Below are 15,998 nucleotides of genomic sequence, written 5' to 3'. Positions count from 1 at the left end.
GTGAGTTGTCTCCTTTCTTCACATTAATGATATAACATGATATATTAGGATGTAGAACATGAGAAGTATGGGTATTTATGGAGGTGCTTGTATTGGGGAAAGATTCGGCATCCAAGCCGATGTATGAACAGATCTTTGAATCCTTGCGTGAACGGATACAGCTTCATCAATATCAAGTGGGTGAGCGTGTTCCTTCGGAGAAGGAATTATGTGATGAATTCGGAGTGAGCCGGATTACAACTAAAAAAGCACTTGAGATGCTGGCGAGTGAGCAATTAATTGTTCGTCAGCCGGGACGGGGTTCTTTTGTTGCTGATACGGCAGATATGTTACAAGAAAGACCTAACAGACCTGCTCCGCGTGCTGCGGTTAAAGATTCAGAGAAGAAACTGCTCATTGGTCTGGTCATCACTAACTTCAGTGATATGTATGGTACAGAACTGTTATATGGTATGGAAGAAGCTTCGCGAGAGCATGATTGTTTTCTCGTACTTAGACGCTCCTTCGGGATTCCCGAGCAGGAGGAACAGAGCATTCAGGAACTTCTGGAACTGGGTGTGGATGGATTGATTATTTTCCCGGCACAGGGTGAATATTTCAGCGATGAGATTCTTAAACTGGTCGTTAACAAATTCCCGTTTGTCCTGATTGATCGGTATTTGAAAGGCATTCCGGCTTCATCAGTCAGTACGGATAATGTAGGCGCGGCGCGAGAAGGGATGAATTATTTGTTCGATCTCGGTCACCGACATATCGGTTTTCTGACACAGCCTCCAGCTAACACCACACCGATTGAAGAAAGAATTGAAGGAATCATTGAGGCTCATAATGATCAAGGGGTGTTGGTGAACAGGGAACTGTGGTTAGAATCTTTTCTTTCGACACTGCCAAGTGTGTTTGATCCTCAAGTCGAGGTCCGTGATGTCGAGACACTGGTGGAACATTTACAGAAGTACCCACAGATTACTGCACTCTTTGCTGCGGAGTATCATATTGCTTTACTTGCAGAACAGGCAGCGGATCGGCTTGGTCTGAGAATTCCGGAAGATGTGTCCATCATTTGCTTTGATAGTCCAAACGCTGCCGAAGGAAGCCGTGTAACACATATGAGACAAAGCCAGTTTGATATGGGAAAACAAGCATTCGAGATGGTGCTTCAAAGTATGCAGAACAACGAAATGGCAGTGAACAGGGTTGTTTTGCCTGCCCGATTGGTGAAGGGTAAGTCAACGAGTATGGTGAAACAAAAGGGTTAATTATAACAACTTAATATTCATTGTGTTCAATCAGGGGCTTCGTATAAACGAGGCCTCTTTTTAGTGCGGATAAAATGGGGAGAATTGCTTTAAATGGTATATTATTTGGTGTCTTCAAATTAAAATAACATACTAATATACAAATAAATATATTGACATAACATTATATTAGTTTTAGGATGATGAAAGCGGTTAACAAACTGGATTACATAAGGAGGACAACATGCTGACACCCAGAGATGATCAAGAAATTTCCCCCTCGATATACGACATGATTGATCAGGTTAACAAACGTATGCCGGATTATCCGGAACTCAACCAAATGTTCAAAAATTGTTTTACCAATACGATGGCGACCACAATTCAGCCCAAAGAAGATGGAACAACTTTTGTGATTACGGGAGATATCCCTGCCATGTGGTTACGTGATTCTGCCGCTCAGGTCAGACCTTATCTTGTTCTCGCTTCAGAGGATGAAGATATCGCAGACATGATCGCTGGACTGGTTGAACGGCAACTGAATTATATTCTCCTGGACCCTTATGCAAACGCTTTTAATGAGACGGAGAGTGGACAAGGACATCAGGAAGACCTGACGCAGATGAATGATTGGATCTGGGAACGGAAGTATGAGATCGACTCTCTGGCTTATCCGATTCAGCTCAGTTATCTCTTGTGGAAGAACACGGGCAGAACAACTCAATTCAACGATACGTTCCGCAAAGCAGCCGAGATCATCATGCAGTTATGGCAAGTGGAACAGCATCATGAGACGAAATCACCCTACACGTTCCAACGTCTGGATGCTCCCGAGACCGATACGCTTAGCCGAGAGGGGCGAGGTACTGAAACAGCCTATACAGGTATGACCTGGTCGGGATTCCGTCCCAGCGACGATCGCTGTGAATATGGATATCTGATTCCATCCAATATGTTCGCTGTTGTGGCGCTTCGATATCTTCAGGAAATTGCTGAAGCTGTGTTGGAGGATGAAACGCTGGCAGCGACTGCTCAGCAGTTGGAGGAAGAGATCAACAAAGGTATTCAGGATTATGGCACCGTTGAACATCCGGAATATGGAACCATATATGCATACGAAACGGATGGGAAAGGCAATCACAATCTGATGGATGATGCCAATGTGCCAAGCCTGCTGTCTTTACCTTATCTCGGATATGTCGAGGAGAACGACGAGGTGTATCAGAATACACGCCGTTTCATTTTATCCAAGAACAACCCGTATTTTTATGAGGGAACAGCAGCAGCAGGAATCGGTAGTCCGCATACACCGGAAGGGTACATCTGGCATATCGCGTTATCGATGCAGGGGCTGACTACAGAGGATCGCAATGAAAAACTACGATTGCTTCAGCTCATCCATAAGACGGATGCGGATACCGGACTGACCCATGAAGGTTTTTCGGCCAACAATCCACATGAATATACACGTCCATGGTTTTCATGGTCCAACATGCTCTTTAGTGAACTGATTTTGGATTATTGCGGATTTCGCGTACAGAAATAGGATAGGAAAGCAAGAGATAACCTGCGAGTACATCATAACGTTCGGAGTTCGTTGAATTCCGACAAGAGGAGAGCGAATCATGAGAAAAATATCATTGAAAATGCCGGTAGCAGCAGTTATGACATCCTTGCTCATTCTTACTACAGCCTGTTCGGGCGGAAGCTCAAGCACAGGCACAACCAGTGATGGCAAGAAGGAAGTAACTGTATCGTTCCGTTCTTCAGGATCTGAAGATACACTTACGAAATTCTTCCAATCAGGTTTGGTGGATCAATTTGAGAAAGAAAACCCGGATATCAAAATCAACATTGCGCCTGTACTGGCAAGTGAGGGTGATTATACGTCCAAAATGGTTTTGCAGATGAAATCTCCTGATACGGCACCTGATGTCATTGCCGAAGATACATCCATCATCAAATCCGATGCTGCTGCGGGATATCTGGAGCCACTGGATACACAGGTTCAGGGATGGTCCGATTGGGAAGAACACATCGTCGACAACCTGAAGGCAGGGGTTACTGGCGAAGACGGCAAGGTGTACGGCGTTCCAGCTACCTCGGATACACGCGGGATCTGGTACAACAAGGAACTGTTTCAACAGGCTGGACTTGTAGTTCCGTTCAAACCTGCAAGCTGGGCAGAAGTACTCGAAGCAGCACGTACCATCAAGCAAAAACTGCCGGGTGTGACGCCACTTAATATGATTGTGGGCAAAGCAAACGGTGAAGGTGTCACCATGCAAACACTGGAAATGCTGCTCTATGGTACGGCGGATACACTGTATAACGACACCAGCAAGAAATGGGTCGTTAACAGCCCGGGGCTGCTGGATTCTTTCAAATTCATAGATCAAGTGTTTAACACGGATAAAACAGGTCCAACCATGCAGGTTGCCCTGAATGGACAAGCTGGCAGTATTGCATTCCAGCAACAGTTCCCGCAAGACAAACTGGCGATGGCTGTAGATGGTAGCTGGGCAGGTTCGACATGGGCCGAGAACGGTGCTGCTCCAATCGCCAACGTTGAAGAAAAAATAGGTTTTGCACCATTCCCGACACAAAATGGGGAAGAACCTGGAGCAACTACGATGTCTGGAGGATGGGCTTGGTCTGTTCCTGCACAAGCGAAGAACAAGGAAGAAGCTTGGAAATTTATCGAGTTTCTGATGAATAAGGAAAATGCGACTGCTCGTGTAGTAGCGGAAGGCAGCCTCAGCCCACGTAATGATTCCACAGAAGTTGAAGGTTATACAGATCGTCCATATACCAAAGAAGCACAGGAACTCTTGAATGTGGCCCACTTCCGTCCAGCGAACGATCAATATGCAGCGGTATCCGCACAATTGCAAAGCATTGTTGAGAGTATTGCCTCTGGCAAGCTGACGCCGGAAGAGGGAATTACGCAATTGAAGGACAACGTATCCCGTTCCCTTGGCGCTGACAGCATCGAAGAGAAATAAGGATATCGATATATTCGGAGGGGGAGGCATAATCTCCCCTTTTTCCGGTTCGAATGGAGAGTGACTTATGAAAAGGAAAGCACCAGGTTCATTTCTGTTTCTCATGCCTTCCGTACTGTTATTACTTGTGTTTTTCATTGTTCCCATCATTCTGACGATCTGTTTTGCCTTTACGAATATGGCTCTGACCGGGGCGGCAGCCAAGAGTTTGGAGTTTGTCGGATTCCAGAATTTCATTAATATGTTCCATGATCCCGACTTCCGGATTAGTGTCTGGCGTACGCTGGTCTTTCTCATCTTCTCCGCAGTGATTGGTCAGGTAATGCTTGGTTTCATTCTGGCTCTTCTAATGAAGGAAAAAAATGTGACCTTCCGTCGGGTCATCGGGATCATCGTCATTGCCGGTTGGGTGACACCCGAGATTGTCGTGGCATTCTGTATGGTGGCCTTTTTCAGTGACAATGGTTCATTGAATCAGATCCTCGGCTGGTTTGGAGCGAATCCAGTCTCCTGGTTGTTCAGTTTCCCTATGGTGAGTGTCATTATCGCAAATATCTGGCACGGCACAGCCTTTTCGATGATGGTCTATCAGTCGGCACTGGATGATATCCCGAAGGAAGTTGAAGAAGCTGCGATTATTGATAGTGCCACCGGGTTCCAGATTGTCAGACACATTACGATTCCAATGGTAAAAGGGTCCATCGTAACCAATATGATGTTGGTTACTCTACAGACACTGGGTGTTTTCACGCTGATCTATACGATGACCGGTGGTGGCCCGGGTACTTCAACACAAACCTTGCCGATCTTCATGTACAATCAGGCCTTTGTGAACTATCAGTTTGGATACGGCACAGCCATATCTCTGGTTCTGTTGTTCATCGGTATTGTCGCCAGTCTGTTCTACATGCGATCCATGAAAGTGAAAGTGTAACCATGAAGGAGGTTCGATCCCTATGGTCAAACATGGGCTTCAACGCAAAATCCAGTACGGGATTCTAGTTTTTCTAGGGCTCTGTTTTTTATTGCCGCTGCTCTGGATCATTCTGGCTTCATTTGACCCAAACGCGCAACAGGGTATCAAAATGCCCAGTACCTGGACCATTCAAAATTTCAAGGATGTACTCGGGGATTCGAGCAATCTTCGTTCATTCGGTGTGGGACTGATTCTGTCGGGAGGGCAAGCGATATTGGTTGTTCTGGTATCGGTCCTTGCTGCTTATCCATTATCCCGTTATGAAATGAGATTCAAAAAAAGCTTCCTGTTATCGATTCTGTTCATGACAGCTCTTCCGATTACTGCCGTGATGGTTCCGGTATTTCAAATGTTTCTGTTCTTCAAAATGCAAAATAGCATCATCGCCACGATGCTGTTCCTGACCGCATCCTCACTTCCTTACGGCATCTGGATGATGAAAAACTTCATGGATTCGGTGCCAATCGATTTGGAAGAATCGGCATGGATTGACGGAGCGTCCGTGTGGAGTAGTTTGAGACGAATCGTGGCGCCATTAATGTTGCCTGGTATTGCAACGATAGCGATATTTACTTTTTCGGGAAGTTGGGGCAACTTCTTCGTGCCATACATCCTGCTCCAGACACCGGAGAAACTTCCGGCATCGGTCACGATTTATCAATTTTTCGGCAGCCACGGTATGGTTGAATACGGCAGGTTGGCTGCATTTTCACTACTTTATACAATGCCTTCGGTTGTGCTATATATCTTCTCCCAGCGTTACATGTCCAAAGGATTCAGCATGGGCGGAGCAACCAAAGGTTAATGACAGGAGGTACGCACCATGACAACCAAAAAGACGGCACATCTCATCTCGCATACCCATTGGGACCGCGAATGGTATATGCCTTATGAACACCATCATGTACTGCTCATTGAGCTGATGGATAAACTGCTGGACACGCTTGATCAGGACCCGGAATATCGTTATTTTCATCTGGATGGGCAGACGATTATTCGTGAAGATTATTTGCAGGTTCGGCCCGAACAACAGGAGAGGCTCGATCGTTATATCCGCGAAGGACGCATCCATTTCGGTCCATGGTATGTGTTACAGGATGAGTTTCTGACCAGCAGCGAGGCCAACTTGCGTAATCTGCTCATCGGTCATCGTGATGCTCGACCCTTGGGTGTGGTATCCAAGACGGGATACTTCCCAGACTCGTTTGGAAATATGGGACAAGCACCGCAGATTCTGCAACAGGCGGATATTCATAACGCGATCTTTGGACGCGGGGTAAAGCCTACGGGATTTAATAATGCGGTGGTTGATGCAGACAGTTATGAATCTCCCTATTCGGAGATGATCTGGCGTTCGCCGGATGGTTCGGAAGTGCTCGGCATTTTGTTCGCGAATTGGTACTGCAATGGGATGGAAGTTCCGGTTGATTCGGAGAAAGCCCGAGTATATTGGGATAAAAATCTGGCGGATGCCGAGAAGTTTGCCTCGACTCCACATCTGTTGTTCATGAATGGTTGTGATCATCAGCCGATCCAGACGGATCTGCCAGAGGCTTTACGCACGGCGGCTGCATTGTATCCTGATGTTGAATTTATTCACTCCAATTTTGACGATTACATTGAGGCAGTTACGAAGGATGTGCCTGAGCATCTGGCGACCATCCAAGGCGAGCTTCGCAGTCAGCACACGGATGGTTGGGGAACACTGGTGAATACGGCATCCGCCCGGGTTTATCTGAAACAGTTGAATCAGCAGGGGCAGACGTTGCTTGAAAAAGTAGCCGAACCACTCGCTGCCATGGCCCATATAGCTGGGGTAAAAGATTATCCGCACCATCTGTTGACACATGCATGGAAGATGCTGATGCAGAACCACCCACATGATAGCATCTGCGGATGCAGTGTGGATGAGGTTCACCGTGAGATGGTGACCCGCTTCGCCAAGAGCAGACAACTTGCAGAGAAATTGGTTTCCCAGAGCGCGCAGGCGATTGCTGAGTCCATTCATGTGCAACCTGCTGAGACTTGGGGAGAGGAAGCAGTGCTGTTCACTGTGTTCAACACGAGTGGGTGGAATCGAAATGGAATTATTGAGATGGACCTGATTGTGGACAAAGCATTTTTCCCAGAGGGTCCTAATCCTCAGGCACTTGCGCAGAAGGTGGAAAAAGATGCACTACCAGCGTATCAGCTGATCGATTCGGATGGACACGTGTATTCGGCAGAAATCAAGGATCTGGGTGCGCATTTTAGCTATGAACTTCCGAAGGATCGTTTCCGACAGCCTTATATGGCTCGTAAAGTAAGAGTGACTTTCCAGGCGGTGGATGTACCTTCGCTGGGGTATAAGACGTATGCTCTCATTTCAGTAGAGAAGCAAGCAGAGATTGCTGAGATTGCTGAGATGCCCGATACGAGCGACGTCATCGAGATGCAGGGAATGATGATGGAGAACGGTCAATTACGGGTGACGGTTGAAGAGAATGGTACGGCAACAATTGAAGATAAGGTCTCAGGTGCTGTATACAAGGGATTGAATTCATATGAGAATACCGGTGATATCGGTAATGAATATGTCTACCGTCAACCGGAGGGAGAGACAACGCTGACCACAGAGCATCTGAAGGCAGACCTGCGGATTGTGGAGCAGTCTCCGTACCGGGTGGTCATGGAAAGTGTATTACGCTGGGATATTCCTGCTGGAGCAGATGAACTGTTCGAGCTGGAGAAGCGACAGATGGTTCCTTTTACAGAACGGAAGGCACAGCGAGTTAAGAACATCGTTCCGCTGCTGATTACGACAACGTATACGTTGGAAGCAGGCAGTAATATGGTCAAGGTAAAATCTGACTTTAACAATCAGGCTAAAGATCACCGACTGCGCGCACTCTTTCCATCCGGACTGGTGACAGACGATCATTATGCGGATTCCATCTTTGAAATCGCCAAACGGTCCAATACACCGGCCAAAGAATGGGTCAATCCGAGTAATGCGCAGCATCAGCAAGCGTTTGTACATGTGACCGATGGTGATCATGGCTTGATGATTGCAAACAATGGGCTGAATGAGTACGAGATTTTACAGCATGAAGAGGGCAGTACGATTGCGGTTACGCTGCTGCGTGCCTCTTCGGAACTTGGAGATTGGGGTGTGTTTGAAACACCAGAAGCCCAATGTCTGGGACCTCAGAGTGTGGAATATGCTATTATTCCATTTGCGGGCGATGCGGCACAGTCAGGAGCATGTGCATCCGCATATGTGTATCCGATTCTGTGGACGACTGTACAGCTAGGGGCACTAGCACGCACGTTTGAGCGAGAAAGTCATGCCGGTGCTGATGGGAAAAAGGTTGAACTGCCTCTGTCGAAGCAATGGCTGGCATGGAATGCACAAGGTTCGTCACTAGCCTTCTCCACATTGAAGATCGCAGAGGAAACCGGAGATTTGATTGCTCGGTGGTATAATTTGAATTCCGAACCGGCTGAATTGAATGTGCAGCCTGGATTCGAATGTGCTTCCGTCTATGAGAGCGATGTGCTGGAACGGGTTAAGGGCACGATGCAGGGGCAAAGCCAGACGGTACCTGGGTACAAAATCGTTACACAAGGGTATGCGTTACGTTAAGTTGATTTTTGAACATCATAACTATAAGAAACCTCCTGTTCACGGTAGTGTGGACAGGAGGTTTTGTCATGTGTTCCTTTATGTGCACTCACACCAAAGTGTTAGGGCAGACTGCATAAATACCTAATGACCTAATGTCGTGATTTTATACATTTATTGTCGTGAGTTTCTATTAAAAATAGATTAAGTCTGTGATAACTTATAGATAAATGTCAGAATATTATATAGTATGGAGGTAAGACAACAGTGACCATTCGAATTGGAAAAATTAGCTTGTGGCATGTTCACGCATGGGATTACATCAAGCAGGCACAGGAACATGAGGATACAGACATCGCAGCCGTTTGGGATGACGATGCCAAACGCGGACAGGAAGCGGCTGAACTCTTAAACGTACCATTCTATGCTTCACTCGAAGATATGCTGGCCAAGGATGACATCGATGCCGTTATTGTAGATGCGCCAACCCGCATTCATGAAGAGGTGATCACCGCTGCTGCAAAAGCAGGTAAACACATCTTCACAGAGAAGGTTATTGCATCGACACAGGCGGAATCCAACAGAATCCTTAATGAGGTAAAGGCAAACAAGGTCAAGATGACGGTTTCCTTACCACGTCTGAATGCAGGGTATACATTAACGATTCAGGATGTACTTAACCAAGGATTACTTGGTAAAATAACCTATGTTAGAGCGCGTTTATCGCATGATGGAGCAATTTCAAACTGGTTGCCTGAACACTTCTATGACCTGAAGGATTGTCAGGGCGGTGCGTTGATTGATCTGGGCTGCCATCCAATGTATCTCGCCAAATTGTTTCTGGGTCAGGAAGTAACAGCGGTTAATGCGAACTTTGGATATATTACAGGCAAAGAAGTGGAAGATAATGCCGTTGCAACCTTGTTTACGGATTCTGGAGCAGTCGGCGTTGTTGAAGCCGGTTTTGTGAACAGCCATTCTCCATTTACGATTGAGGTTCATGGTACGGAAGGTACACTTCTGTACGGAACACCCGAAGAAAAGCTATTGATTCGCACGAAAGTAGCACAGGGACAATATGATGACTGGACTGAACTTCCTTTGGCAGACCAAAGAGAAAGCGCATTCAATCAATGGGTTGCACATATACAGAATGATACGGATGCAACTGAAAACGTGCAGATCGCTATGGAGTTGACCCGTTTGATGGAAGCTGCGAATCTTTCAGCTAAGGAAGGGCGCAGAATCACTCTGAATGAGTTGAAGGGTTAGGTTTTATTAAGGAGGTATGCAATCTTGAGCCTGTATCCTTATGAGAAAATGCTTGAACGGCAGGATCTCCTGGAGAGACTGGATATTTCAATGGTATGGGGACATTATGAGATTCGCGTGATGCGATTTCATCTGACTTCTTTTCCAGCGGGCCGAGTTGTGGATTTCCATAATCATGCGGAGTTCGAGTTTCATTTTATCCCAAGAGGTAAAGGCAAAGTTATTCTCGATGATCAGACACATGCACTCTCGGAAGGTATGCTTTATTTGACTGGACCGGGTGTCGTTCATTATCAGGAGGCTGATGCCAAAGAGGACATGGATGAATTATGTCTTCATGTGGATATCGTTCACAAGCCAAGAGAACATGTTGATCCCTGGGAAGCAGCAGAATCCGAGGAAACGATGGAAAAGCTGAGAACGCTTCCGCTTACTCCGGTGAATGATTATCATCGGGCGATGCATTGTTTTTTGGAAGCCTACGAGGCATGTGATCAGAAATTGTTAGGTTATTATACATCGATCAAGCAACTGGTCATCAGCATATTACTTAAAACCGTGCGAGCATACGACACCGGGGGGAATCGACCGGAAGCCCCTGTGCGGGATATGTCGGTGTATCGCTATGAGTATGCAGTGCAGTATATGGAGGCGAATCACCCTACAGTGGTCACGCTGGAGCATGTAGCTGAGAAACTTCATATCAGTAGCAGGCAGTTGCAACGAATCTTCTATCAAGTACAGCCGGAGATGCCGTTCAGCCGTGTGCTGGAGGATATTCGTCTGCGCGCCGTGTGCCGCAATCTGGAAGAAAGTAACGTATCCATTGAACAGATCGCTCTTGCTTCAGGATTCAATAATGCCAACTATTTGCATGCTGTATTTCGCAAACGTCTGGGGATGACCCCATCGGCTTTTCGCAAAATGAAACAACCAATACTTAAGTGAGGGTGAATATATATGAGTAAAGTATATCGTATCGGAATTATTGGCTGTGGCGGAATCGCAAATGGTAAACATCTGCCGAGTCTGAGTAAATTGGATAATGTTGAACTGGTGGCTTTCTGTGATATCGTTCAGGAACGTGCAGATGAAGCCAAGCAGAAATATGGCACTACTGAAGCCGAAGTCTACACGGACTATCAGGAATTGCTCAAGGATGAGTCTTTAGACATTGTGCATGTGCTTACACCGAATATTTCTCATGCCGAGATTTCTATTGCTGCTCTGGAGGCAGGCAAACACGTGATGTGTGAGAAGCCAATGGCGAAGACATCTGCTGAAGCACAGCTCATGCTGGAAGCGGCAGAACGTACCGGCAAAAAACTGACCATCGGATACAACAACCGTTTCAGAGAAGACAGTCAGTATTTGAAGAAGGTGTGCGAGGCTGGTGATCTGGGTAATATTTATTTTGCCAAAGCACATGCAATTAGACGTAGAGCAGTACCAACATGGGGTGTTTTCCTGGATGAAGAGAAGCAAGGTGGCGGTCCGCTGATTGATATTGGTACGCACGCACTTGATCTGACGCTCTGGATGATGGATAACTATCAACCAAAAGTTGTGCTGGGTACGACCTATCATGAGCTTTCACAACGTGAAAATGCGGCCAATGCCTGGGGCCCGTGGGACCCAAAACAATTCTCCGTAGAAGACTCGGCCTTTGGCATGATTGTAATGAAGAATGGGGCAACGATTATGCTGGAATCCAGTTGGGCACTGAACTCACTGGATGTGGATGAGGCGAAATGTAGCTTGAGCGGTAGCGAAGCGGGTGCGGATATGAAGAACGGACTGCGCATCAATGGCGAGAAATTTAGCCGTCTATACACCAATGAGATTGAACTGAGTGCAGGCGGGGTAGCTTTCTACGATGGTAAGAGCGAGAGCGCACCGGATGTTGAGATGAGAAAGTGGATTGAAGCGATTGAGAACGATCAGGAGCCAGTCGTTACACCGAAACAAGCGCTGGTTGTATCTCAAATCCTGGAAGCACTCTATGAATCTGCTCGCACAGGCAAGGCTGTGTACTTGAATAACGGTAGCGAAGCATAGAAAAGGCTTAAAACAATAGATTAGAGAACCCTTTGTCCTGTTATTTGGGGCAGAGGGTTTTTCGTGTACGGGCAAAATATCGAAAGCGCCAAGATGCATCTGCTGCGTGTAGATGCGTCTTTTTTGTGCCAAAATGCTTCAATTTGGAGGTGGTTAGAAAAAAATATGAATTTACTTGAAAAAAAGTATTGCATATAAGTTTAGTCGGAATTATATTAATGGTATAAGGTCTAGACCATATACAGATCGGAGTGTTTAGATGTCCAGTACGTTTTCATTTCGTTTTGAGAAAGTATCTACCAAAAAGGTTAGTGAATTCATTAGGGAACAACTGGAAGAAGCCATTATTTTGAAAGAATTAATGAGTGAAGAACAGCTTCCAGCCGAGCGAGATCTGGCAGAGATTTTTAACGTAAGCCGGATTACCGTTCGCGAGGCACTCTCTTCACTGGAAGAGAAAGGCTTGATAGAGAAAAGGGTGGGTGCCAAAGGCGGAACATTTGTACTGCCTCTGACAGCCAATTCGCATAAACGGACCAGAGAAGAAATTAAACGGGATTGGTCACAGATGCTGAAGGTGTTTGAATATCGAACCATCATCGAGCCAGAGGGAGCTTTTCTCGCTGCTGAGCGGATCACCGCAGGCGAACTGGAGCTGCTTGAGGGTTACGTGGAGCAAAGTATAGAGCCAGACTGCACAAGGGAATGGTTCAGGGCGCTGGATGTGAAATTTCATCTGACCATCGCCAAGGCTTCGGGGAATCCATACTGTGAGAGAGCCGTCAGACAGATTCGGACGAAAATTAATCCGGCGCTCGACCTGATGCCTTATGATGACCGGATCCGTACCGTCAACCACGGTGTACATATGGAGATTCTTGAAGCATTGAAAGCCCATGATAACACCAAGTCTAAGGAGACGATGAAAAGGCATATCGAATTCTCGGCGGATGCAATCTATGCCCGTTTGGTTTCTGAATCGGACAAAAATGAAGGGAATGACAGCAAATGAATCGTTCAGAACTAATACAGCTGGCTCAGCCACTACAAGCCCAGTTAAGCGCCTGGCGCAGAGATTTACATCAGCATCCGGAGATCGGTTATGAGGAGCATCGCACATCCGCTATCGTAGCTGAGCATCTGGAAAGCCTGGGGCTGGAAGTTACACGCAATGTCGGACAGACCGGGGTTACAGGCCTGCTTCGCGGAGAGACCGATGGACCAACCTTTGCCTTGCGCGCAGACATGGATGCTCTGCCAATCCAGGATCAGAAAGCGGTGGAATACCGCTCGCAAATGGAAGGCAAAGCACATCTGTGTGGACATGACGCTCACACCTCCATCCTGATGGGAGCCGCCCAACTGCTTACTGGTCTTGGAAGACCGAAATCAGGCAATATCAAATTTATTTTCCAGCCAGCAGAAGAGGGACTTGCAGGTGCAAGAGCCATGATTCAGGACGGTGTTCTGGAGAATCCAAAGGTTGATGCCATCGCAGGATTACACATGACACCTGGACAGAACACGGGAACCTTGGGTGTGAGTCAAGGCGTGGCGTTTGCATCAGCTGATCCCTTGATTATCAAGGTGTTTGGCAAGGGTGGCCACGCAGCTCGTCCGCATGAGGGTATTGATGCAATCGCGGTATCCGCTCAGGTCATCACCGCATTGCAAAATATCGTCAGTCGGATGGTTGATCCACTTGAACCGGCAGTAGTCACGATTGGCAAAATCACGGGAGGTTATATGGGAACAGCCATCGCCCCCGAAGTGGAGATGATTGGTACGGTTCGTACACTCTCACCTGCCATTCGTGAGCGGATGCCAGCTTTGATCGAGCAGGTTGTTAAAGGGGTCTGCGATTCTTTTGGAGCAGGATGCGAAGTCGTCTACGGTGATGGATACCCTGTTGTTGTGAATGATCTCGGCATGGTTGACCTGCTAACAGAGACTTGTGATCAGGTTAATGCGGAGAAGGGATGGACTTATATCAAACCTTCTACAGGGGGCGAGGACTTTGCCTTTTATTGTGAACAGATTCCGGGTGTGTTTTTCAGACTAGGATCTGGGAATGATGAGGAACGTACTCGTTATCCACTCCACCATCCCATGTTTGATCTTGATGAGACAGCGATGCCTTATGGTGTGGGCATGTTGTCTGCAGTAGCACTTGAATTTTTGGCACGGAATACAACTTCTGAGGGGGAGCAATCACAATGAAAAAAAGACAATGGACAGGCTTGTGGATCACGTTACTGGCAGTCGTAATGGTACTCAGCGCTTGCGGAGGAAAATCGACAAGCACGAATGATGGTTCCGCAACAGAAGGAACGGGCAGTGGAAACGCAAGTACAACACTGACCATTGCTGCGGCAACCGATATTGAGAGTTTCGATCCGCACAACAATAACAACACATCCAGTGAGGCGGTTCTGGTCAACGTTTTTGATTATCTGATCAAAAATGACAGTGAACAGAAGAAAGTTGCGGGACTTGCGACATCATGGGATCAAGTCGATGATACAACGTGGAGATTTAAGCTGCGTGAAGGTGTTACCTTCCACAATGGCGATCCATTCACTTCAGCAGATGTAAAATACACGCTGGAGCGCGTTGCCAAGGACGAGACACTGAAACAAAACAGTTATTTCAAAAATATCGTAGAAGTTAAAGTGGTGGATGACTATACCGTAGACATCATCACGGATGGTCCAGATCCGTTGCTCCTGAATCGTCTGTCCAAAATGGGAGCAGGCATTCTGCCAGCAAAATATATTGCAGATAAAGGATTTGATGCTTTCCTGAAACAACCGGTAGGCACAGGCCCTTATAAGTTCAGTAAATGGACCAAAGATGATCGTGTGGAACTGGTGAAAAACGAGAACTACTTCGACGGTGAACCAAAATGGAATGAAGTGGTATTCCGCGTTATTCCTGAAGCCTCCACACGTGTATCCGAATTGCTTGCTGGTGGTGTAGATGTGGCGTCTTCCATTCCGTCCACTGACATTGCCCGGATCGAAGGCGAAGCAGATAAAAAGATTGTCAAAGCGCCAATCCAACGTGTGCTTCAGTTGATCTTCCGTCAGACAGAAGGCAGCATCACGGCTGATCCGAAAGTACGTGAAGCGATTGACCTGGCTATCGACAAACAAGGAATCGTGGACAGCATTGCCGGCGGAGCAGGTATCGTAACCCGCACATCCGTAACACCAGGCAACTTCGGTGCTGATCCTTCATTGTACAAAACGTCACTTTATGATCAAGAAAAAGCGAAACAGTTGCTGCAAGAAGCTGGCTATGCGGAAGGTGAAGCCGAGATGACTATCTCCGTTTCCGCACAATACAAAGAACAGGCTGAAGTTGTTGCAGCAATGCTGGAACAAGCCGGATTCAAAATCAACCTGGATGTCCTGGAAGCAAGTGCATTCAGTGAACGTTACAGCTCCAAATCCTTCAAAGAAATCTTCATGATTGGTATTGGTAACTCCTTGTTCGATGCTTCGAATAACTACAATCGTTATATGTTGGAAGAAGCAAAAGGCGAGTCGGATTACAACAATCCTGAAGTAGAGAAACTGCTTCAATCGGCATTGGTGAACATGGACCTTGCATCTCGTGAGAAAGAGTATCAGCAAGTACAACAGATCTTCTCTGAAGAACGCCCAGCCGTATATCTGTACCAAATGGAAGGTGTCTACGGAACAAATGCTAAAGTGAACTTCGCGCCACGCAGTGACGAGATGTTCTATGCTGACGAGATTACACCTGTTGCACAGTAACATCGGGTATAACAACCGGTCATTGAAAAGATAGGCCGTGAACGGCAGGGACTGGATAACCATGTT

Annotated in this window: 12 protein-coding genes; all 12 read left to right on the top strand. The window is 46.8% G+C overall.

The window, feature by feature from the left end:
* Window positions 1-83: 83 nt before the first annotated feature.
* Window positions 84-1,256 (top strand): GntR family transcriptional regulator, encoded by a 1,173-nt coding sequence (locus J2Z28_RS16345; RefSeq protein WP_342357511.1) that lies wholly within the window; start codon window positions 84-86, stop codon window positions 1,254-1,256.
* Window positions 1,257-1,479: 223 nt separating this feature from the next.
* Window positions 1,480-2,781, top strand: coding sequence for a glycoside hydrolase family 125 protein (locus J2Z28_RS16340; protein WP_211083276.1), 1,302 nt, complete (start codon window positions 1,480-1,482; stop codon window positions 2,779-2,781).
* Window positions 2,782-2,860: 79 nt separating this feature from the next.
* Window positions 2,861-4,240 carry an extracellular solute-binding protein gene (locus J2Z28_RS16335; RefSeq protein WP_211083275.1) on the top strand — a complete coding sequence of 460 codons (1,380 nt, stop codon included), beginning with the start codon at window positions 2,861-2,863 and terminating at the stop codon, window positions 4,238-4,240.
* A 67-nt stretch (window positions 4,241-4,307) separates the two neighbouring features.
* The gene (locus tag J2Z28_RS16330; protein WP_211083274.1) at window positions 4,308-5,174 is read left to right on the top strand and encodes a carbohydrate ABC transporter permease; all 867 of its coding nucleotides are present in this window, start codon (window positions 4,308-4,310) and stop codon (window positions 5,172-5,174) included.
* Window positions 5,175-5,196: 22 nt separating this feature from the next.
* Entirely contained in the window at window positions 5,197-6,021 is an 825-nt protein-coding gene (locus J2Z28_RS16325) for a carbohydrate ABC transporter permease (RefSeq protein ID WP_036608291.1), read from the top strand.
* Window positions 6,022-6,039: 18 nt separating this feature from the next.
* Window positions 6,040-8,841 carry an alpha-mannosidase gene (locus J2Z28_RS16320; RefSeq protein WP_211083273.1) on the top strand — a complete coding sequence of 934 codons (2,802 nt, stop codon included), beginning with the start codon at window positions 6,040-6,042 and terminating at the stop codon, window positions 8,839-8,841.
* A 246-nt stretch (window positions 8,842-9,087) separates the two neighbouring features.
* Window positions 9,088-10,092 carry a Gfo/Idh/MocA family protein gene (locus J2Z28_RS16315; RefSeq protein ID WP_211083272.1) on the top strand — a complete coding sequence of 335 codons (1,005 nt, stop codon included), beginning with the start codon at window positions 9,088-9,090 and terminating at the stop codon, window positions 10,090-10,092.
* 24 nt (window positions 10,093-10,116) lie between these two features.
* Window positions 10,117-11,040 (top strand): helix-turn-helix domain-containing protein, encoded by a 924-nt coding sequence (locus J2Z28_RS16310; protein WP_244988337.1) that lies wholly within the window; start codon window positions 10,117-10,119, stop codon window positions 11,038-11,040.
* A 12-nt stretch (window positions 11,041-11,052) separates the two neighbouring features.
* Window positions 11,053-12,150 (top strand): Gfo/Idh/MocA family protein, encoded by a 1,098-nt coding sequence (locus J2Z28_RS16305; protein ID WP_211083271.1) that lies wholly within the window; start codon window positions 11,053-11,055, stop codon window positions 12,148-12,150.
* Window positions 12,151-12,409: 259 nt separating this feature from the next.
* Complete coding sequence (locus J2Z28_RS16300) at window positions 12,410-13,162, top strand: FadR/GntR family transcriptional regulator (protein ID WP_211083270.1); 753 nt, start codon at window positions 12,410-12,412, stop codon at window positions 13,160-13,162.
* Window positions 13,159-14,370 carry a M20 metallopeptidase family protein gene (locus tag J2Z28_RS16295; RefSeq protein ID WP_211083269.1) on the top strand — a complete coding sequence of 404 codons (1,212 nt, stop codon included), beginning with the start codon at window positions 13,159-13,161 and terminating at the stop codon, window positions 14,368-14,370. Before J2Z28_RS16300 ends, J2Z28_RS16295 begins: the two co-directional genes overlap by 4 nt.
* On the top strand, window positions 14,367-15,932 hold the full coding sequence (locus tag J2Z28_RS16290; protein WP_211083268.1) for an ABC transporter substrate-binding protein: 1,566 nt from the start codon (window positions 14,367-14,369) through the stop codon (window positions 15,930-15,932). Before J2Z28_RS16295 ends, J2Z28_RS16290 begins: the two co-directional genes overlap by 4 nt.
* The last annotated feature ends 66 nt before the right edge of the window (window positions 15,933-15,998 follow it).

Source organism: Paenibacillus xylanexedens, assembly GCF_017874615.1.
GTDB classification, from domain to species: domain Bacteria; phylum Bacillota; class Bacilli; order Paenibacillales; family Paenibacillaceae; genus Paenibacillus; species Paenibacillus xylanexedens.
Note: the sequence above shows the minus strand (reverse complement) of the source record. Positions and strands in the feature narration are given on the sequence as shown.